Annotated in this window: 19 protein-coding genes and 1 pseudogene; 4 read left to right on the top strand and 16 right to left on the bottom strand. The window is 40.4% G+C overall.

The window, feature by feature from the left end:
* Positions 1-49: 49 nt before the first annotated feature.
* Positions 50-2596, bottom strand: coding sequence for a M1 family metallopeptidase (locus HMPREF1481_RS03245; protein ID WP_016465654.1), 2547 nt, complete (start codon positions 2594-2596; stop codon positions 50-52).
* A gap of 658 nt (positions 2597-3254) precedes the next feature.
* Between HMPREF1481_RS03245 and HMPREF1481_RS03240 the strand changes: the two genes are divergently transcribed.
* Entirely contained in the window at positions 3255-5138 is a 1884-nt protein-coding gene (locus HMPREF1481_RS03240; RefSeq protein WP_016465653.1) for a Cna B-type domain-containing protein, read from the top strand.
* 186 nt (positions 5139-5324) lie between these two features.
* On the opposite strand, the gene HMPREF1481_RS03235 is transcribed toward HMPREF1481_RS03240, so the two are convergent.
* The 9 genes and pseudogenes from HMPREF1481_RS03235 to HMPREF1481_RS03195 form a co-directional block, all read right to left on the bottom strand.
* Positions 5325-5765 (bottom strand): ASCH domain-containing protein, encoded by a 441-nt coding sequence (locus HMPREF1481_RS03235; protein ID WP_016465652.1) that lies wholly within the window; start codon positions 5763-5765, stop codon positions 5325-5327.
* A 58-nt stretch (positions 5766-5823) separates the two neighbouring features.
* Entirely contained in the window at positions 5824-6522 is a 699-nt protein-coding gene (locus HMPREF1481_RS03230; protein WP_016465651.1) for a 3-oxoacyl-ACP reductase, read from the bottom strand.
* Positions 6515-6751 (bottom strand): DUF2829 domain-containing protein, encoded by a 237-nt coding sequence (locus HMPREF1481_RS03225; protein ID WP_000141913.1) that lies wholly within the window; start codon positions 6749-6751, stop codon positions 6515-6517. The genes HMPREF1481_RS03230 and HMPREF1481_RS03225 overlap by 8 nt, the downstream gene beginning before the upstream one ends.
* A 100-nt stretch (positions 6752-6851) precedes the next feature.
* Positions 6852-7859, bottom strand: a pseudogene (locus HMPREF1481_RS10960) (DNA/RNA non-specific endonuclease).
* Between the two features lie 155 nt (positions 7860-8014).
* Entirely contained in the window at positions 8015-8941 is a 927-nt protein-coding gene (locus tag HMPREF1481_RS03215) for an aldo/keto reductase (protein ID WP_016465649.1), read from the bottom strand.
* Positions 8942-9044: 103 nt separating this feature from the next.
* On the bottom strand, positions 9045-11042 hold the full coding sequence (gene metG / locus HMPREF1481_RS03210; RefSeq protein WP_025173254.1) for a methionine--tRNA ligase: 1998 nt from the start codon (positions 11040-11042) through the stop codon (positions 9045-9047).
* Positions 11043-11175: 133 nt separating this feature from the next.
* Positions 11176-12435, bottom strand: coding sequence for an ABC transporter permease (locus tag HMPREF1481_RS03205; protein ID WP_016465647.1), 1260 nt, complete (start codon positions 12433-12435; stop codon positions 11176-11178).
* 1 nt (position 12436) lies between these two features.
* Positions 12437-13138 carry an ABC transporter ATP-binding protein gene (locus tag HMPREF1481_RS03200; protein WP_016465646.1) on the bottom strand — a complete coding sequence of 234 codons (702 nt, stop codon included), beginning with the start codon at positions 13136-13138 and terminating at the stop codon, positions 12437-12439.
* Positions 13122-14309, bottom strand: a complete 1188-nt coding sequence (locus HMPREF1481_RS03195) for an efflux RND transporter periplasmic adaptor subunit (RefSeq protein ID WP_016465645.1) — start codon at positions 14307-14309, stop codon at positions 13122-13124. Before HMPREF1481_RS03195 ends, HMPREF1481_RS03200 begins: the two co-directional genes overlap by 17 nt.
* Before the next feature lie 238 nt (positions 14310-14547).
* On the opposite strand from HMPREF1481_RS03195, the gene gor reads away from it, so the two are divergent.
* Together gor and HMPREF1481_RS03185 are read left to right on the top strand one after the other, a co-directional pair.
* On the top strand, positions 14548-15894 hold the full coding sequence (gor, locus tag HMPREF1481_RS03190) for a glutathione-disulfide reductase (protein ID WP_016465644.1): 1347 nt from the start codon (positions 14548-14550) through the stop codon (positions 15892-15894).
* Positions 15895-16033: 139 nt separating this feature from the next.
* Entirely contained in the window at positions 16034-16573 is a 540-nt protein-coding gene (locus tag HMPREF1481_RS03185) for a biotin transporter BioY (protein ID WP_016465643.1), read from the top strand.
* A 51-nt stretch (positions 16574-16624) separates the two neighbouring features.
* Here the strand turns inward: HMPREF1481_RS03185 and HMPREF1481_RS03180 are convergent, their stop codons facing one another.
* Positions 16625-16840, bottom strand: coding sequence for a YdbC family protein (locus HMPREF1481_RS03180; RefSeq protein ID WP_004253080.1), 216 nt, complete (start codon positions 16838-16840; stop codon positions 16625-16627).
* A 92-nt stretch (positions 16841-16932) separates the two neighbouring features.
* Here HMPREF1481_RS03180 and HMPREF1481_RS03175 point away from each other — a divergent pair, with 92 nt between their 5' ends.
* A complete protein-coding gene (locus HMPREF1481_RS03175; RefSeq protein ID WP_016465642.1) occupies positions 16933-17253 on the top strand; it encodes a hypothetical protein in 321 nt (106 codons plus the stop codon).
* A gap of 29 nt (positions 17254-17282) precedes the next feature.
* On the opposite strand, the gene HMPREF1481_RS03170 is transcribed toward HMPREF1481_RS03175, so the two are convergent.
* From HMPREF1481_RS03170 to rpsP, 5 genes are all read right to left on the bottom strand, one after another.
* Positions 17283-17621, bottom strand: coding sequence for an ATP cone domain-containing protein (locus tag HMPREF1481_RS03170; protein ID WP_004253071.1), 339 nt, complete (start codon positions 17619-17621; stop codon positions 17283-17285).
* A gap of 12 nt (positions 17622-17633) precedes the next feature.
* Positions 17634-18353 carry a tRNA (guanosine(37)-N1)-methyltransferase TrmD gene (trmD, locus tag HMPREF1481_RS03165; protein ID WP_006148775.1) on the bottom strand — a complete coding sequence of 240 codons (720 nt, stop codon included), beginning with the start codon at positions 18351-18353 and terminating at the stop codon, positions 17634-17636.
* A complete protein-coding gene (rimM, locus tag HMPREF1481_RS03160) occupies positions 18343-18861 on the bottom strand; it encodes a ribosome maturation factor RimM (protein ID WP_016465641.1) in 519 nt (172 codons plus the stop codon). Before rimM ends, trmD begins: the two co-directional genes overlap by 11 nt.
* A gap of 143 nt (positions 18862-19004) precedes the next feature.
* Entirely contained in the window at positions 19005-19244 is a 240-nt protein-coding gene (kphA, locus tag HMPREF1481_RS03155) for an RNA-binding protein KphA (protein WP_000379617.1), read from the bottom strand.
* A gap of 19 nt (positions 19245-19263) precedes the next feature.
* Complete coding sequence (rpsP, locus tag HMPREF1481_RS03150) at positions 19264-19536, bottom strand: 30S ribosomal protein S16 (protein ID WP_004253064.1); 273 nt, start codon at positions 19534-19536, stop codon at positions 19264-19266.
* Between the last annotated feature and the right edge of the window lie 147 nt (positions 19537-19683).

The raw sequence follows: 19683 nt of genomic DNA, 5'->3' as shown, positions 1-19683 counted from the left end.
TTTTCTAGGAAAAAGTTGAGTTTTTATCATCTATTTAGACTTGAATGTGTTAAGCCTTGCTATATTGTGCAACTGCTGCTTCAACGGCTGCTTTTTCACGCTTAATCAATTCAACGCGAGCTGCGATATCCTTGATACCCATACGGATATTACGGCTAAGAGCTAGGTCAGAAACTTGTGGTTCAAAGAAGGCTTTGTATTCTGCCAAGCGTTCTTCCGTCTTAAAAACGTTTGAAGGGTAGATAACAAATCGATCAAAGCTCATATCTCCACCTAGAGCGCCTTTAACCCAATCCCAGTTTTCACGCGCCCATGTCCAAGCAGTTTCTTGAGTGGCCTTGTGTCCAAGGAAGTGGAGGTACCACAATGCAAGGTCTTGTGGTTTGACGATAAATTTATCCTTCCAAGTTGCGAGAAGCGTTTGGATATTTTCAGCATCTGTGCTGTATGATAGGGCTGCAGCTAACTGACGTTTAAAGACTGCATCTGTAGCATGAGTATATAAGTCGAGGTAAAGAGCTACCAATTCTTTTGTCTCATGATGTTTCATTTCATTGATGAGAACTTGTGAACGAATAGCTGCTGGAAGACCTGCAAGATTGTCCTTATGTAATGCAAAGATTTGACTTGCGACTTGGCTCGCTTCCTCATCATTTGAGCGAATCATCATTGAGATTGTCAATTGACGAACCAATTCGTCCTCATCTGCTTCTCCGTCTTTTGCTTCAAATCCAAGGCGGTTGTAGTTGTATCGAGCAAGTTTCGCAACAAGTGCTTTAAAGGCTTTCTCAGTTTCAGTTCCTTCATCGATAAAGCGTTCAAGGGCTGAAATAACTTGAGAAACTGCTGCAACAACTAGGTAAGATTCTTCTTGTGCTAATTGATCCACAACTGGAAGCAAGTCCGCAAATGAAATGTGACCAGCTTCAGCCAACAAACGACGTTCTTGGACGATTTGAAGTTTGCTTGTATTATCAAGTTCTACTAATTCTGAAAGGATTGCATCCAACAATTCACCTTGATAGTCTGTAATGTAGTGGGCTGTATTTTCAGTGTTGAGTCGAAGGGCTGTTTTGTTTTCAGCAAGCAAAGCAGCGTAGCCAGGAATCTCAATACTTTCAGTTTCGAGTGTATCTGGCAAACCTTTCCAGTTGCTGTTGAGTGGCACTACCCAGAGACGGTTCTTATCTTCGTGTTCACCGATGAAGAATTGTTTTTGTGAAATCTTTAAGACATCATTTTCAACTTTAACAGTCAACACTGGATAACCAGGTTGTTCCAACCAAGAATCCATAAAGGCTGCTACGTCACGACCTGACGCTTGACCAAGAGCATTCCATAGGTCACGACCGATTGTATTTCCATATTGGTGTTTTTCAAAGTAGGCATGCAATCCTTTCGCAAAATCAGCATCTCCTAGCCAACGACGAAGCATGTGCATGAGACGGCTACCCTTGGCGTAGACAATAGCAGGGTCAAAGAGAGTATTGATTTCGTCTGGATGGCTGACCTCAACGTGAACTGACTGAACACCATCTGTCGCATCGCGTTTTAGAGCTGAAGGAACACCACTTGTTTGGAAATCTTCAAAGATATTCCAGCTTGGTTCAATGGCGTCCACACAGACATATTCCATCATGTTTGCGAAGCTTTCATTGAGCCAAAGGTCATCCCACCACTTCATAGTCACAAGGTTACCAAACCATTGGTGAGCAAGCTCATGGGCAATGACAAGGGCTACTTGTTGACGGCTAGCAAAGGTAGAGTTTTCATCCACAACCAAGTAAACTTCACGGTAAGTGACAAGACCCCAGTTTTCCATAGCACCTGCTGAGAAGTCAGGAAGGGCGATATGAAGAGATTGAGGAATTGGATATTTGACACCATAGTAGTCTTCGTAAAATTCGATGGAACGAACAGCGATGTCTAGTGAGAATTCAAGGTTAGAAAGTGGATGTGCTTTGGTTGAGTAGACACCTACCAAAGTACCATTTTTAGTTTTTGCGGTAACTCCTTGCAAGTCTCCAGCCGCAAAAGCTAACAAGTAAGAAGACATACGAGGTGTTGTCTCAAACTTCCAGATACCAGTTTCTTTACGATTCTCAACATCAAGCTCAGGCATGTTTGACAAGGCCAATTCGCCTTCTGCCTGGTCAAAACGAAGAGAAAGGTCAAAGGTTGCTTTTGCTTCTGGCTCGTCCACACATGGGAAGGCTTCGCGGGCAAAGTGACTTTCAAACTGAGTTGACAAAACTTCCTTCTTTACTCCATCAACTGTGTAGTAAGATGGGTAGATTCCTGTCATGTTGTCAGTGATTTTACCTGAAAAAGCAAGAACCAATTCAACTTGACCTGCTTGCTCAAGTTCGATATGAAGAGCTTCGTTTTCGTTATCAAGACTGAATGGACGAGCTTGACCAGCTACTTCTACAGAAGCAATCTCCAAGTCTTTTTGGTGAAGAGAAATACGATCACTTTTAGCATGACCGGTGATGGTTACTTTCCCTGAAAAGGTCTTGGTTTCGCGACTTAAGTCCAAAAATAAATCATAATGTTCAGGAACAAGTTTTTCAATGTAATGTTCTACTGCTTGCATAATGTTCTCCTATTCTAAATATCAGAGCAGATGCTCTAGTTCAAACATACCTATTTTATCATAATTCAGGACAGAAAAAAGCTTTTAAACTACTTTTAGAAGAATTTTGTCTTTTTAAACTAAATATATAAGAAAAAAGTTTCCGAAACGCTTTTATTTTCTAGGTTTTAAGCCGTTTATCAGAAATTGTCAAAAATAGTCAAAAATTGCCTAAATTTATATGAAATTTGCATCAAATTCATTGACTAATGAATATGTTAATGCTAAAATTTGATTGGTATCATTAATACCATGTTATAACATTCATTTTGTCTTACTTTTTCTTTACTATTTTACAGTTAATTTATTAGTTTTTTTCTGTAACGAATCATATTTATTCAGAAATTCAGAGTTCTCTTCTAAATAAAATCAACATGTATTCTCTGTCATGAAGAAAACTAATCGAAAATCCATTCTACGTTTTACTATCAAACATATTGTAGACTAGTTGATAATATACGGAGATTGAAAAACTAGTGTAATTTTATCTACCTTGGAGCAGTAGTAAAATTACACTAATTGTCGTAGTTAGACTGTAAATCTTATTAATGATAAAAGTAAACATTTTGGGTGTTAAAACTAAATAAGAAGATTTTATAGAAGAAAGGATTTGGGGAAATTGAAATCTCTATATAAAAAACTATTTGCGTTTGTAGCAATGATTAGTGTAGTTGCACTTGGTTTGTCAATCATTAACCCAGTGTCTGCAGCAACTGTTACACCAACAGTAACTAATTTAAAAGCTCAAGCAAGTGGACAAAAAGTTACCTTCTCATTTGACTGGGATTTAACAGGTAAATCTGTTAAAGATGGGGATACTTTCACCATTGACACCCCAGAAGGTGTCAATATCACAGAACTCGCAACGCAATCACTTCAAGCTAACGGTGCTGAAGTAGCGACTGTTTCAATGACAAACAAAAAGATTACTTTTACATTCAAAAAAGCAATCGAGTCAATGAACGAAAACGTTAAAGGTGGATTCTCATACAAAGCAGAATGGGATAGCACACCAGGAAATCCTGGAAACAAAACAGCTACTTCAAAAGTAGGTTCTGAATCAGTTGTCATCACACGTCCTGACGGTCCTGGCGTATTTGAATCAGTCTTAAATAAATACAACCTTACAGGTGACTATGTAGCTAAGCAATTCAAATTAGACGCATCTGAAAACTATGCATGGATGAATGTTGGAGATGACTACTATCTTACAAAATGGTTCATCCGTATCAATGGTGATGGTAAGAAACAAGCCCTCACAAACCCTGTTGTATCAGATAAAATCCAAGCTCCAGCTGTAGATTACTCAAAAATCACTTTTGCTCCTGCTGCAAATCACGCTGCAAGTGAATTCTTCGTGGGTACTTACTTGAAACCATCATTCACATTAAGAAAAGGTGGACAAGTGGTTGCTTCAGGTTGGGATTTCTGGAAACATGTGAAATTCGATGCAGACGGCAATGGATTTACTGTGAACTTATCAGATGTTAGTGATGTATTTAAAACAGCATCTAGCGATGAATTGATCGTTGAATACCAAACAATCATTCCTAAGACAACTATTCGAGTAGATAACAATGCTACTTTAACAGCTGATGAAATCACAACGCCTCAAACTGACCCAGCCTTCTGGAACAACACAGAATTGAAATTCTGGGTGAGCGGTGACAAAACCGTAACAGTTCAAAAAGAATGGGTTGGCGATAGCGAAGCAGATCGTAAAGACATCACAGTTCAATTGTACGCTGACGGTAAAGCCTTGGAAGGATTAACACAAACCCTTACAAAAGCTTCTGGCTGGCAAGCAACATTTACAAATTTGCCAGGTATCAAAGATGGTAAGGCAATTGAATATTCAGTAGTAGAAACAAACACTCCAGAAGGTTACACTTCTAAAGTTGAAAAAATTGATGATTCAAACGTGATTAAAGTCGTAAATACTTCAAACAAACCAACAACGACTACGACAACTTCAACTACGACTACGACATCTACTACTACAACTACTGAGTCTACGACTTCATCTACTACTACAACAACTCCTGAGTCTACATCATCAACTACGACTACAACTCCTGAGTCTACATCATCAACTACGACTACAACTCCTGAGTCTACATCATCAACTACGACTCCAGAAGAGCCAACTAGTCAAAATAGTAGTGAAGAATCAAGCTCTACAACGACTACAACTCCTGAGTCTACAACTTCAACTACGACTCCAGAAGAACCAACTAGTCAAAACAGTAGCGAAGAAGAATCAACTTCTTCAACAACAACTCCTGAGAGCTCATCTTCTGAAACAACAGCTCCAACAACTCCAGGTTCAAATGGTTCAACATCATCAACTACAACTCCTGGAGGACCTACAACAGATTCAACAACTGGAGACAAACCAGGACTTCCAAATACTGGTGAACGTAACAGCCTAATTGTTTCTGTTGCTGGTGTTGCAATGCTTATCGTAGCTGTAGGAACAGTTTTACATTATCGTAAAAAATAATCAACCAATGTAGAAGTGATATGAATAGGGATTCCAAAGCCAAACATCTTTGAAATACTTTATCCACAACTTCACTTGATAGATTCAAAAAAGCGGACATGATTGTCCGCTTTTTGTTTACTCGTTTTATCATTTAAAGTCAGAAAAAAGCTTTGGACAACTACTTCCAAAACTTTCTTTTTCAATCTAAAGTGGGTAGACCTTGCGAAATTCTTCCAAAACCACCTTGCTGTCAGGTGTAAAAGCCAGACCGGCCTCATTCATCCACTCGGTGAAAAACTCTTCATGAACCTGACGCCAATAGGCTAAAGACTTGTCTCCTTCACCTTCCTTGTAAGCATGGTCGGCTGACACTTGATGGAAAGGCTGAACGGAAACCTTTGTAACTTCGATGATGCAAACAGCTTTATCTTGACTGTCTAAAATGACATCAAAGGTCCCTGCTTGTGGAAGGGGTTCGTTCTCTATTGCATATAGATCATAGGCTGAGGCGGTTGCTGTTTTTTCACCTTTAAAGACCAGTTCCGCTAAAAGGTCTGGTTCCACTCCAAAAGCCCAGGCGTCTATCTCATCTCCGATAGAGGGGTTGATTTGCTTGTAAGCATTCCACATTTCTTGCGGTGTCATGTGTTGTTCTCCTTCTTTTACCTGCCAATTCATCTTGGAGGTATTACTAAATTCTTCCCTACTTCAAAGACCAGCCACCATCAATCATCAGTATTTGCCCTTGCATGGCGTTGGCTTTTCCACTGGCCAAAAAGAGGCTGACTTCTGCTACTTCCTCTGGCTCAATCCAGCGTTTGATAGGTGTTTCACTGGCTACCCAGTCTGCCAGACCGCCTGGTTCAAAATCAGCTGCGGTCATACCAGTCTTAACTGCACCAGGAGCAATCCCAAAGACCTGGATACCAGCTTCTGCATAGTCTAGTGCCAACTGCTTGGTAAAGCCAGCCAAGGCGTGTTTGGACGAGGTATAGGCGTGACCACCACCACCAGCTAGGCTTGAAGCGATGGAACACATATTGATGATGATTCCTTTTTTATTTTCCAGCATTTGAGTCAGATAATATCGCGTCAACTCTACTGGAGTCAAATAGTTGATTTCAAAAATCTCTTGGATTTCCTGAATTGATTGTTCTAGTAAAGGTTTGTAGTCATCCAAAACTCCAGCTGTGTTACACAAAATATCCACCTGAGGGCACCAGTCAAAAATAGGTTCCAAGTCAAGCGTTAAATCACGTTGTAGAAAGTGAAAATCACCTTGCAAGTCAGGATTATCCCCCTGATCCACACCGTAAACCTGATAACCTTTTTCTAAAAATAGGCGAGCTTGAGCCAGAGCAATCCCTGAGCTAACGCCTGTAACTAAGACTCGTTTAGTCATGGACTTCCACCCAGTCTGTGGCTAGGACATCACAAGGAGTTGGACTCCACATGGAAAAACCTTCCCCTTCACCAGAGACGTTGATGAGGAAATAAGGTGTCACTTCAAGAGCGACTCCGTTTTGTTCAATGGTATCAAAGAGCTGGACATAGTTCTCAGCTCCACCCCAACCAGTACGTACATATTTCTTTTTTGCCTTTAGTCCTGGCAAGATTTCTTCAAATGTCATGTTTTTCTCCTTTATAGTTCTCTTGTTTTATTATAACAAAAAACCGTTTTGCAACGGCTTTTTGACAATTATTTTTCATGTTTTCTTAGGCTTTAGTAGATTACCACTGCAAACCGGCTTCTCTGATTTCCTTTTTAGAGGCAAACTTTCCATTTGGTCGATGCCATCTTCCATTTCTATCTCTAAAGTAGCCACCTGAATTACTGCTTTGTGATTCTTCTGCTGGGGCTTCAGTTTCCTGCTGTGTCTGTTCTGCTTCTTTTTTAGCTTTTTCTTGTGCTTCTTTTTCTTCAGCTTCTTTCTTGGCTTTTTCCTCGGCTGCCTTAAGCTCAGCTGCACGTTCTTCAGCTGACTTAACTGTATTTTTTGCAGTACCATCCGCATAATTTATTTCAGCATTTTCTGAAACATTATCCAAAGCGACATGTGTTACAGAATACTTATCAATTTTTTCCTTGCTACTACCTAATTTAATCTCAAGTAACTTTCCATCCTGATCAATTCCTACGTACTGTAAGATAATCTGTCTAGGAATCAATTCATTATCCTTATAGACTGCTGTCACCTTATAGTCGAGGTAATAGTTTGGATGATTTGCAAGCCATGAATCTAGTCCGTTTTCATAATAAAGCATGCTACTTTGATTTTTGTCATCTGTTCCAGTAAAGGCCCCTGTATTTAACCAGGCTGTCATAGGAACTAGATTGCGACCTTCATCGTTTAGTCCGCTAAATTGATAACCAACTAAATGACCGCGATTCATTAACCAGGCTTCCTTTGTACCATCACCATAATAAAATTTATAGTTATGCCAACCAACTGGATCAAAGGTTAATTTAGCTTCTCTCTTTTCTTTAGGCTCATCACTATCTTTCAGCTGAATATGAGCATAGGTTGCACGAGATTTGGAATCCAGTTCTCCAAGTTCAAGTTGCTTTTCGTTTCTAAAAGTAAGTAAACCAGCTTCCTTGTACAATTTTGTATTATCTTGCGTAGTCTGTTCAGTCGTTACAGGTTCAGTTACTTTCGCCTCTTCCTTATGTTTCGATCAACCAACTGATGTCAGCAACGATAGTAAAACAACAGAAGTCAAAACTATTCTTTTCATTCTATATTCTCCTAAATTATTAAAATATTTATTATATTGTTATCTTATACCATTTTATCATTTTTAGTTTGTATTTTCAAACAATTATATGAAATTTTTTTTAAACAAAAAGAGCGAGATAGAATCTCGCTCTTGAATGGATTTCGTTTTAGTTTCTAAGGCAAATCATTCCCTGCTGCTAGGTAAATCTCATACCATTCTTTTCGAGTTAGGTTAACATTACTTGCTTGGCTAGCTTCTATCAAATGTTTAGGGTTAGTTGTTCCTACTACTGCCTGCATCTTAGCTGGGTAGCGCAACACCCACGCGATAGCAATAGCCGAAGGACTCACTCCATATTTTAGGGCTAGTTGATTTAGAACTTGGTTTAGTTGTTTGAACTTCTCATTGCCAACAAAATTCCCTTTGAAATATCCGAACTGCAAGACTGACCAAGCCTGAATAACCATGTCATTCAGTTTGCAGTATTCAAAGACGCTACCATCACGCAAAGCTGCCTTGTCACCTTCCATATTGACATGGAAACCTGATTCAAATCCTGGCGTGAAAGCTGCGCTTAGCTGTAATTGATTGATCGTTAGAGGTTGTTTGACTTCTCTCTTCAGTAATTCCATCATCATGGGATTTTGGTTAGACACACCAAAGTCTCGAACCTTACCCGACTTGTGCAGGATTTCAAAGGCCTCTGCCACTTGGTCTGCTTCCATCAAGGCATCTGGACGATGGAGAAGCAAGCTATCTAGGTAATCAACCTGCAATCGTTGTAGAATCCCATAAACTGACTCTATAATATAATCTTTTGAAAAATCAAAATAGGTAAATTCTTCTATGCGAATACCACACTTGGACTGAATCCACATCTTTTCTCGCAGGTCAGGACGATTGTTTAACACTTGACCTAGTAATTCTTCGCAACGACCTCCACCATAGATATCTGCCAAGTCAAAGGCATTGATTCCTACAGATAGGGCTGTTTCAACCAGCTCCTCAACCTCCTTGACCGACTTGTCACTGATTCGCATCATGCCTAGGACGATTTCGGACAATTCTCTTTTCTCTTGACCAAATGGAATGTATTTCATGGCAACTTCCTCCGTTTTTCTTCATTATAAAGCAGAATGACACTTTTATCAACTGATACCTTACATAAGAAAAGAACCAGTTCAAACTGGTTCTTTTTAGATCTTAGCCAATCAAACTTCCGTTTGGTACAGCTGGATCAACTGTGAGAAGGGTTAATTTGCCATCATGTTCAGCTGAGAGGATCATACCTTGGCTGACATATTTTTTCATCATTTTACGTGGTTTAAGGTTGGCAACGATTTGTACTTTCTTGCCGACCAATTCTTGCTCATTTGGATAGAATTTCGCAATACCAGAAAGGATTTGACGATCTTCACCATCACCAGCATCTAAGCGGAATTGAAGCAACTTATCAGAACCTTCTACTTTAGAAACTTCTTTGACTTCTGCGACACGGATTTCAACCTTGTCGAAGTCTTCAAACTTGATTTCTTCCTTGTTTAGTTTGAGTTCGACTTCATCTGGGTTCCACTCTTTTTCAACGGCTGGCTTGTTGCCTTCCATTTGTTCCTTGATATAGGCGATTTCTTCTTCCATTTCGAGACGTGGGAAGATTGGTGTTCCTTTGGCAACTACTGTTACACCTGCAGGGAAATCAGCTAAGCTCAAGTTTTCAAGGCTAGAAACTTCTGCTAGACCAAGTTGTGTCAAGACTGCACGACTGGTTTCCATCATAAATGGCTCAATCAAGTGCGCTACGACACGAAGGCTAGCTGCCAAGTGGCTCATAACACTTGCCAATTGCTCACGGTGCGCTTCGTCCTTAGCCAGTACCCATGGAGCTGTCTCATCGATGTATTTATTAGTACGTGAGATAAGAGTCCAGACTGCTTCAAGTGCACGTGGATAGTCAACTGCCTCCATGTAGGTATTGTAGTCAGCGATTGATTGTTCTGCCACTTGAGCAAGTTCATTGTCAAAGTCTGTTACACCTTCTACATAGGCAGGGATTTGACCATCAAAGTACTTGTTAATCATTGAAACCGTACGGTTGAGGAGGTTTCCGAGGTCATTCGCTAATTCATAGTTGATACGCCCTACATAGTCCTCTGGAGTAAAGGTGCCGTCTGAACCAACTGGAAGGCTACGCATGAGGTAGTAACGAAGTGGATCGAGACCATAGCGCTCTACCAACATTTCAGGATAAACGACATTCCCTTTAGACTTGGACATCTTGCCATCTTTCATGACAAACCAACCATGGGCAATCAAGCGGTCAGGTAATTTAACATCCAACATCATAAGAAGGATTGGCCAGTAAATCGAGTGGAAACGAAGGATGTCTTTCCCAACCATTTGGAAGACTGTTCCATTCCAGAACTTGTCAAAGTTACCATGCTCATCTTGTTCATAACCAAGAGCCGTCACGTAGTTGAGAAGAGCATCAATCCAAACATAGACAACGTGTTTTGGATTTGATGGGACTGGTACTCCCCATGTAAAGGTTGTACGAGACACTGCCAAATCTTCTAAACCTGGCTCGATGAAGTTACGAAGCATTTCATTAAGGCGACCATCTGGAGTGATGAAGTCAGGATGTGATTTGAAAAATTCGACCAAGCGGTCTTGGTATTTGCTGAGGCGAAGGAAGTAAGACTCTTCTGAAACCCATTCAACCTCGTGACCTGATGGAGCGATACCACCCGTCACATTTCCAGCTTCGTCGCGGAAAACTTCCGCAAGTTGGCTTTCTGTAAAGAATTCCTCATCGGATACTGAGTACCAGCCAGAGTATTCACCTAGGTAGATGTCATCTTGAGCTAGCAAGCGTTCAAAAACTTGTGCTACCACTTTTTCATGGTAGTCATCAGTTGTACGGATAAATTTATCATATGAGATATCGAGTAATTGCCAGAGTTCTTTAACTCCAACTGCCATTCCGTCAACATAGGCTTGAGGTGTGATGCCAGCTTCTTCTGCTTTTTGTTGAATCTTTTGACCATGCTCATCAAGACCAGTCAGATAAAAGACATCGTAGCCCATCAGGCGTTTGTAACGTGCTAGGACATCACATGCGATAGTTGTGTAGGCAGAACCGATATGAAGTTTACCAGATGGATAGTAAATCGGTGTTGTAATATAAAAATTCTTTTCAGACATAATATTTCCTTTCCAGGCTAATGAAACCTGTTTTTCTAACACTTCATTATACCACATTTTTAGTGATTTTCGATAGAGAAATCCATACAAAAACAAGACAGACTGATGTCTATCTCGTTTTTTATCTTTTAAATTATTCATAGCGAAGAGCTTCGATTGGATCCAGCTTAGAGGCTTTGTTGGCTGGTAGAACACCAAATATCATACCGATACTAGCTGAGACAGCTAAACTAAAGAGAGCGATTGGGATGGATACACCAACTTCGATTCCTGCAATCATGTTTTGAAGAAGAACACCTGCAAGCATAGTCACCCCTGCAGCAAGCAGTAGACCAATGAATCCACCTAATAAGGTTAAAATCATGGATTCAATCAAAAATTGAACCAGAATATTTGCCCGTGTTGCTCCTAGTGCTTTACGTAGACCAATCTCACGGGTACGCTCTGTCACCGAAACAAGCATAATGTTCATAACACCAGTACCACCAACAAAGAGAGAAATTCCCGCAATGGCACTAATAATCGTAGTTATAAAGCCGAAGAGTTGTTGTACTTCTTGGAAGGCGGCAGACGCATCTGCAACTTGATACTCCCCTTGTTGAAGCCCCGCAATCTCTGTCATTCTTCTTGCCAACTCTGGCCCCAAAGTCTGAGTCAAGCTCGTATCGTTAACACGGAAGACAATGTTTGAAATCTCGTCTGTGTTAAAATTAGCTGCCAAGGAAATATTGGTCGTAATTGGAAGTCCTCCAACACCAAATGCTTTGGCTGCCTTGGCTTCCTTACTTGCGTAAACACCAATAACACGGTAACTAATCTCATTTACTTCAATAATTTGATTGAGGGCTTCTTTTGCTGAACCAAAAAGGCTATTGGCTAGTTCTTCATCTAGGATGATAACACTTGCGAAATCCTTATAATCTTGTGCTTTAAGTCCACGACCTGCAATGATTTCATTTTCGACCGCATCCATATAAGTGACATTTCCACCCGTCATGTTCGCGTGTTCGACCTTTTTATCCTTATAAGTCAAGGTCACATTGGCCGAGTTGGTTACGTAATAACTATCTACTCCCTTGAGCTTTGCAGCTTCCTTAACCCAAGCTTCTTGAGGTTTTGGTGGTTCAACAAAATCTTCTTCTTGACCGCCAGACAAGGTCAGGGCAGATTGTCTTTGTGTAAAGGAACCGTCCTTACTCTTGGTAGGTGAGAAGAAGACATGGATGTCTTTTTGAGACTTGGTCATGTTTTTATTGACCTGGCGAGACATAGAATCTCCCAAAGCCATGATAACTACAACAGAGGAAACACCTATGATAATCCCAATCATAGTGAGGAAGGAACGCATCTTGTGGGCCATGATAGATGAAAAGGCAAATTTCAGATTCTGCATCTTAGTTTTCCTCCTTTTCTACTTGAGCACTGTCAGACGAAATGACACCATCGCGGATGACGATCTGACGCTTCGCATAGGCAGCAATTTCAGGCTCATGCGTAACCATAATGATGGTTTTTCCTTCTTTGTTTAATTCAACTAAGAGTTGCATGATCTGATTACCCGTTTTGGTATCCAGAGCTCCAGTTGGCTCATCAGCCAAGATAATAGATGGATTGTTAACGAGTGCACGCGCTATGGCTACTCTCTGCTTCTGACCACCTGATAATTCTGATGGTAAGTGGTGGCTACGCTCAGTCAGTTCAACCTTTTCCAGATACTCTTCTGCTAATTTGCGACGTTTTGAAGCTGAAACTCCCGCATAAATCAAGGGAAGTTCGACATTCTGGAGAGCATTCATCTTAGATAAGAGAAAGAATTGCTGAAAGACAAAGCCAATCTCTTGATTTCGCACCTTGGCTAATTGTTTCTCACCCAAACCAGCTACTTCTTTTCCATCTAGAAAATACTGACCACTTGTAGGGGTATCCAACATCCCAATGGTATTCATGAGGGTGGACTTACCAGAACCAGATGGTCCCATGATAGCCACGAATTCTCCCTCGTGAACTTCAAGGTTAATGTTTTTGAGAACTTGAAGCTCTTGATCACCATTTCGATAGCTACGGCAGATATTTTTGAGGCTAATTAGTTGCTTCATCAGTCTTCACCTCTTTTCCTTCTTGCAAGGAAGCTGTCGGATTACTGATGACTTTTGCTCCATCTGTCAGACCAGATGTAATTTCTTGGTTTTCTGCATCTGCATTGCCCAATCCAACTTCAACCTTTTTGGCCTTTTGATTTTCATCAAGAATCCAAACATAGTTTTTATCTTCTTCCATGACGATACTTGTAATAGGAACAAGCAATGCTTTACTCATACTTTTCACTTCGACACTGACAGAAAAACCTTGTTTCAAATCGCCAATTTCACTAGTTACATCGACCGTATATGGGTACTTAGATCCTGAGTTTGAACCAGCTAAGCTACTACTTGCTTCACTACTGTTCTTTGGATAATTTGAAATATAGCTAATCTTACCATTCCAAGTTTTATCTGGATAAACCTTTGAAGTAAAGGTAACTTCTTGGCCTACAGATAGATTGGCAAGGTTGTATTCAGAAAGCTCTCCCTTGACCTGCAAGTTGTCGTTACTAACGATATGTACCAATACTTGGCTATTTCCTGTTGGAGATTTTGAAACATTGCGATTAACTTCAACAACCGTACCTTCTACTGTACTCAAAACTGTAGCGGCATCCAACTGTGCTTGAGCTTTTTCAAGTTGTGCCGCTGCATCTGCACGAACATCACGCGCATCACTGATTTGTGAATCGATAGAAGATGTAGCTGATGTAGAAGATTGTGCTGGGGTTTGGTCCGTAGCGCCTTCAATCCCAGCTTGAGGGAGCACAGGTGTTGCTGCGGCGGTATTTCGAGCCTCATTCAATTCATTGATATGACGGTCAGCTTTAGCAACTGCACGACTGGCAGCATCATAGGCAGCCTGAGCTTCAGTACTACTATATTTAACAAGTGCTTGGCCTTCACTTACCTTATCTCCGACAGAGACCGAAACCTCATCCAAGTCACCTTTACTAGCATCATAATAAACATATTGTTCATTTTGAGCTGTTACGGTACCAGATAAGAGAACCGATGAAGCCACTGACCCCTCTTTGGCAAGAACGATTTTTGCAGTTTCGTCTTGTGTTGCAGCTTGATTTGGTTGTCTCAATAGAAGGACAGCAGCTGCTCCTACTACAAGAACTGACGTAACTCCTATAGCTGTAAATAGGGGCCATTTTTTAGCTTTTGACTTCTTTTTCATATCCATACCTCATTTATAAACATATATTAAGATTATAGCACAAGTCCTAAAAATGGACAATTGCTTTCTGAGTACCCAAAAACAATTGCCAAATCTTTTATTGTTGTGTTAGTTATATAATACAACATCTTTTTTATTTTTGCAAGCAGTTTCTTAAGAAATTTAAGCGTAGCAGATTTTTGCATTGACTCCCAAAAAAAGATAGAATGTAACTAGAAAACAAGTAAAGGAGCTTGCTATGAGAGAATATGATATTATCGCCATCGGTGGAGGTAGCGGAGGTATTGCTACCATGAACCGTGCTGGTGAACATGGTGCCAAAGCTGCAGTTATTGAAAAAAACAAACTAGGAGGAACCTGTGTTAATATTGGTTGTGTGCCTAAGAAAATTATGTGGTATGGAGCCCAAATTGCAGAAAGTATCCACAAATATGGACCTGACTATGGTTTTACAAGTACTGGGAGTGAATTTGATTACGCCACACTTCGTCAGAATCGTGAAGCCTACATTGACCGTTCTCGCTCTTCTTACGATGGAAGCTTCAAGCGTAACGGGGTTGATTTGATTGAAGGACGTGCCGAGTTTGTCGACGCTCATACTGTCAGCGTTAATGGCGAATTAATCCGAGCTAAGCACATCGTGATTGCAACTGGAGCCCATCCTCATATTCCAGCTATTCCTGGTGCTGAACTGGGGGGTAGCTCAGACGATGTCTTTGCCTGGAAAGAGTTGCCTGAATCTGTAGCTATTCTAGGTGCTGGTTACATTGCTGTAGAATTGGCTGGTGTACTCCATACACTTGGTGTTCAGACAGATTTATTTGTCCGTCGTGAACGTCCGCTACGTGGATTTGATAGCTATATCGTTGAGAGTCTAGTTCAAGAAATGGAAAATACAGGACTAAACCTCCACACCCATAAGGTTCCTGCTAAACTTGAAGAAACTGAACAAGGCATTACCATTCATTTCGAAGATGGCAGCGCTCATACTGCCAGTCAAGTTATCTGGGCAACTGGTCGCCGTCCAAATGTTGAAGGACTTCAACTCGAAAAAGCTGGTGTCACCCTCAATGAACGCGGCTTTATCCAGGTTGATGAATACCAGAACACAGTCGTTGACGGAATCTACGCTCTTGGAGATGTCACAGGTGAAAAGGAACTAACTCCTGTTGCTATCAAGGCTGGTCGTACCCTATCCGAGAGACTTTTCAACGGTAAAACTAATGCTAAAATGGACTACACGACCATTCCAACTGTAGTTTTCTCACACCCAGCAATCGGAACAGTCGGTCTGACTGAGGAAGAAGCTATCAAAGAGTACGGCCAAGAAAACGTTAAAGTCTATACTTCAAAATTTGCATCTATGTATTCTGCTGTTACTAGTCACCGTCAAGAAGCTCGCTTCAAGCTCGTAACAGCTGGTGCAGACGAAAAGGTAGTAGGACTTCATGGAATCGGCTATGGCGTTGACGAAATGATTCAAGGTTTCGCAGTTGCTATCAAGATGGGAGCTACAAAAGCTGACTTTGATGCTACTGTCGCTATCCATCCTACAGGCTCAGAAGAATTTGTGACCATGCGTTAAAACAAACAGAGACCTCTTGGTCTCTTTTTTTCTCTAAATCGGCCGTTACAAATTTGTAACCTTTTATTTTAAAATAGGTTGACATTTATATCTCATTCAGTATAATAGTTACTATAAATTATAGAAGAGGTTAACTATTTTGAAAAAAGCACACATTTACGCTATTCCTGCTATTGGAGCGGCTCTTATTGCAGTATTGGCACAAATTAGTATGCCGATTGGTCCAGTTCCTTTCACTCTGCAAAACTTTGCTATTGGACTCATCGCTACTGTTTTTAGACCAAGGGAAGCTGTTCTCTCTGTCGGACTCTATCTCTTACTTGGGGCTATTGGACTTCCGGTATTTGCTAACGGTGGAGCTGGATTTCATGTTTTAGTTGGACCAAGCGCTGGTTATCTTTGGTTCGACCTTGTCTATGCAGGGCTTACTTCCTATCTCATTCACACCAATAGTGGTGTCCTACGTATTTTCTTTGCAAATCTGTTGGGAGATTCACTTGTTTTTGTCGGTGGTATTCTCAGTCTCCACTTCTTAGCTGGAATGCCTTTTGATAAAGCGCTGGCTGTCGGTGTTATTCCCTTTATCATACCTGATCTTGCCAAAATTGTAGCCATTAGCTTCATCAGCCGACCACTACTCCAACGTCTTCGTACACAAGCTTATTTTTCAAGCAAATAAAAGAGGCTGGGATTTTCCCTAGCCTCTTTTTAATTCATCTTAGATGAACGTTTATTGATTCTTAAAAGCATCCACCATGATTTGAAATTCTTCATTTGAGAGGGTAATTCCTTTCCCCATTTTGGTGTGGTCAGGACTCCAGCTACGAATGTCAAACTTCGCCGGTGCACCATTAAAGCTGACACGATTGATTTCTTTGGTCCATCCTTTTTCATTTTCAGATAGAGTAAGCAAGTGTTCTTCAATTTCAAATGTAAATTCTGCCATGTTCTTCTCCTTTTTGTTCTCAATTGATTATTCGAAAAATCTTGTAGATTTCATAAAATTTTTATATAATGATGTAAAGAAGGGAGGCCGGAATGAAAGATTTATTAAAACAGGCTTTGCAAAAAGTTCATGATTTTGTCAATGGACATGAAGATTCCATTCCTGAAAAAAGCGATCCCCTAATTGCTAGACTTGAAAAAGCCCTAGCCCAAAAAAAGGCTGTACATATCATCTTTGCTGAGTCAAGTTTTACAGGCGATATTATCAAGTATGATACTGACCGCCAACAAATTATCGTTAAAAATTTCGCCAAAAACGTCAGCCATATTATTCGAGTGTCGGATATTCGAAGAGTAACTTTCGTTCCTTCTACTATCCAAACGGCCCAAAAAAGAAGATTTAAGAAAGAGTGAGATGCTTCTATCATCTCACTCTTTTTATCTTAGCGAATTTGTTCAAAATGAAGGTGAACAGCGATGTGGTCGCCATAACCACTTCTCTCCAAATCACGTTGCAAACGATAAGAGATATAGTGTTCTGCGATTGTAATGTAGCCAGCACCAAGCAAGCGGTGCTCAACCATTGATTGAATCATACTGATAGTCGCACGTTCTACTTTTGCTTCTTCTAAGTCCAAAACAACCTTTTTAGTAACTTGAGCTAGGTTTTGGCGCAAATCGTCAGTCAAAACATAGACTGTCTGAGCCGCCTTAAGGATAGCTTGGTAGATTTTATCTGGATCAAAATCAGCGACTTGTCCATCACGTTTAATTACTTGCATAGTTTTCTCCTTTTAATTGTTATTTTCTTTAATTTCTGCTAACATTTTCTCTTCTTCTGCTGTCAGTTCATACTCTTCCAGCAAATCAGGTCTACGTTGGTAGGTTTTCTTGAGACTCTCATAGAGTCGCCATTGACGTATGTTTTCATGGTGTCCACTCATAAGAACATCTGGAACTAGCATTCCACGATAATCGTAAGGTCTTGTGTACTGAGGATATTCCAAGAGCCCTGATGAAAAGCTATCATCTTGGTGACTTGCTTCCTTCCCAATAACTTCTGGAATCAAGCGAACCGTCGCATCAATCATGGTCATCGCTGCTAGTTCTCCACCAGTCAAGACATAATCTCCAAGAGATATCTCATCGGTTACCAAGGTCTTAATACGCTCATCATAGCCTTCGTAGTGACCACAGATAAAGATCAGTTCTTCTTCTTGCGCCAAATCTTCCGCATAAGCCTGATCGAACTGTTTCCCAGCAGGGTCTAAGAGAATCACGCGCGGGTTCTTTTTTTCAATCGCATCAAAGGCGTCAAAGATGGGTTGCGCTCGAAGGAGCATCCCTTGACCACCTCCATAAGGTTCATCATCAACATGACGAGCCTTTTCAGCGTAGTCACGAAAATTATGATAGTGGATATCTAAGAGTCCTTTTTCACGAGCCTTGCCAACGATGGAATGTTCTAAAGGTGTGAACATTTCTGGAAAGAGAGTTAAAATATCAATCTTCATCGTCTAACCCTTCTAAGAGTTCAACATCCACACGGTTATTAGGAATATCTATATTAAGAACTACAGGCGGGATATAAGGTAAGAGTAGGTCTCGTTTGCCTTTTCGTTTGACTACCCAGACATCATTGGCGCCTGGCTGAAGGATTTCCTTGATAGTTCCAATCAAGTTATCTCCCTCATAGACTTCTAAACCGATAATCTCGTGGTAGTAAAACTCACCTTCATCGAGGTCATTGAGATTCTCCTCTGCAACCTTCAGACTGTACCCCTTGTATTTTTCGATGTCATTGATATGGTACATATCTTTAAACTTGATGATATCGAAGTTCTTTTGTTTACGGTGGCTTGCAATGACCACTGTTCGCACAAACTGATCTTTTTCATCAAATAAGGCAAGCTCTGCCCCTTTTTTAAAGCGTTCTTCAGCAAAATCTGTCACTGACAAGACTCGCATCTCACCCTGCAAACCTTGCGTATTGACGATTTTCCCAACGTTAAAGTAGTTCATCTTGTCTCCTGTATCTGTTTCTCCCTTTATTTTATCATGTTACAGGGATTTTCACAAGTTGGAGAAAGGGATAACGATTCTTTAATTATGAAGAACATTCATGGATTTTCTTGCAAAAAAAGCGAGATATCATCCCGCTTTTCTTATTTTTCGTCAATAACGATTCTTACTTTTTTGTCTTCAGTTGGGACAGAGTAGACAATCGTTCTTATCGCAGAAATAGTGCGACCCTTACGACCGATTACACGACCCACATCGCTTTGGTCAAGATCCAAGTGATACTCCAAAAATTCTGGTGTATCTTCAATCTTGATAGTTAAGGCATCTGGTTGTGAAATCAAAGGTTTCACAATTGCAATAATGAGATTTTCAATTGTATCCATCTGTCAACCTACTTTAAACTTATTTTGAGAATTTAGAATCGTGGAATTTCTTCAATACGCCTTCTTTTGAAAGGATGTTGCGAACTGTATCTGAAGGTTGAGCTCCATCAGCCAACCATGCAAGAATACGGTCTTCTTTCAAAGTTACTTGGTTTTCTTCAACAAGTGGGTTGTAAGTTCCAACTGTTTCGATGAAACGTCCGTCACGTGGTGAACGTGAATCTGCTACGTTAATACGGTAGAAAGGTTTTTTCTTAGAACCCATACGAGTCAAACGGATTTTTACTGCCATTTTTAATATCTCTTTTCTTTTATTTTTTAGTTCGGTGAAATAGCTAAGCTATTTACCACATGTTCTATTATAGCAGATTTCTGGATAGTGTCAAGAAAAAAACTTGACAGAGTTTAAATGTTTTTAAATTTTTTAGACTAATAGGGA

This window comes from Streptococcus sp. HPH0090, from assembly GCF_000411475.1.
In the GTDB taxonomy this organism is placed as follows: domain Bacteria; phylum Bacillota; class Bacilli; order Lactobacillales; family Streptococcaceae; genus Streptococcus.
The sequence above is the reverse complement of the archived record's forward strand: the minus strand, read 5'-3'. Positions and strand labels throughout refer to the sequence as shown.

Bases quoted from the DNA above. Each gene is read 5' to 3' on its own strand.
- HMPREF1481_RS03245 (WP_016465654.1), bottom strand. From the start codon at position 2,596: ATGCAAGCAGTAGAACATTACATTGAAAAACTTGTTCCTGAACATTAT.
- HMPREF1481_RS03235 (WP_016465652.1), bottom strand. From the start codon at position 5,765: ATGACACCGCAAGAAATGTGGAATGCTTACAAGCAAATCAACCCCTCT.
- HMPREF1481_RS03230 (WP_016465651.1), bottom strand. From the start codon at position 6,522: ATGACTAAACGAGTCTTAGTTACAGGCGTTAGCTCAGGGATTGCTCTG.
- HMPREF1481_RS03225 (WP_000141913.1), bottom strand. From the start codon at position 6,751: ATGACATTTGAAGAAATCTTGCCAGGACTAAAGGCAAAAAAGAAATAT.
- HMPREF1481_RS03215 (WP_016465649.1), bottom strand. From the start codon at position 8,941: ATGAAATACATTCCATTTGGTCAAGAGAAAAGAGAATTGTCCGAAATC.
- metG (WP_025173254.1), bottom strand. From the start codon at position 11,042: ATGTCTGAAAAGAATTTTTATATTACAACACCGATTTACTATCCATCT.
- HMPREF1481_RS03205 (WP_016465647.1), bottom strand. From the start codon at position 12,435: ATGCAGAATCTGAAATTTGCCTTTTCATCTATCATGGCCCACAAGATG.
- HMPREF1481_RS03200 (WP_016465646.1), bottom strand. From the start codon at position 13,138: ATGAAGCAACTAATTAGCCTCAAAAATATCTGCCGTAGCTATCGAAAT.
- HMPREF1481_RS03195 (WP_016465645.1), bottom strand. From the start codon at position 14,309: ATGAAAAAGAAGTCAAAAGCTAAAAAATGGCCCCTATTTACAGCTATA.
- gor (WP_016465644.1), top strand. From the start codon at position 14,548: ATGAGAGAATATGATATTATCGCCATCGGTGGAGGTAGCGGAGGTATT.
- HMPREF1481_RS03180 (WP_004253080.1), bottom strand. From the start codon at position 16,840: ATGGCAGAATTTACATTTGAAATTGAAGAACACTTGCTTACTCTATCT.
- HMPREF1481_RS03175 (WP_016465642.1), top strand. From the start codon at position 16,933: ATGAAAGATTTATTAAAACAGGCTTTGCAAAAAGTTCATGATTTTGTC.
- HMPREF1481_RS03170 (WP_004253071.1), bottom strand. From the start codon at position 17,621: ATGCAAGTAATTAAACGTGATGGACAAGTCGCTGATTTTGATCCAGAT.
- trmD (WP_006148775.1), bottom strand. From the start codon at position 18,353: ATGAAGATTGATATTTTAACTCTCTTTCCAGAAATGTTCACACCTTTA.
- rimM (WP_016465641.1), bottom strand. From the start codon at position 18,861: ATGAACTACTTTAACGTTGGGAAAATCGTCAATACGCAAGGTTTGCAG.
- kphA (WP_000379617.1), bottom strand. From the start codon at position 19,244: ATGGATACAATTGAAAATCTCATTATTGCAATTGTGAAACCTTTGATT.
- rpsP (WP_004253064.1), bottom strand. From the start codon at position 19,536: ATGGCAGTAAAAATCCGTTTGACTCGTATGGGTTCTAAGAAAAAACCT.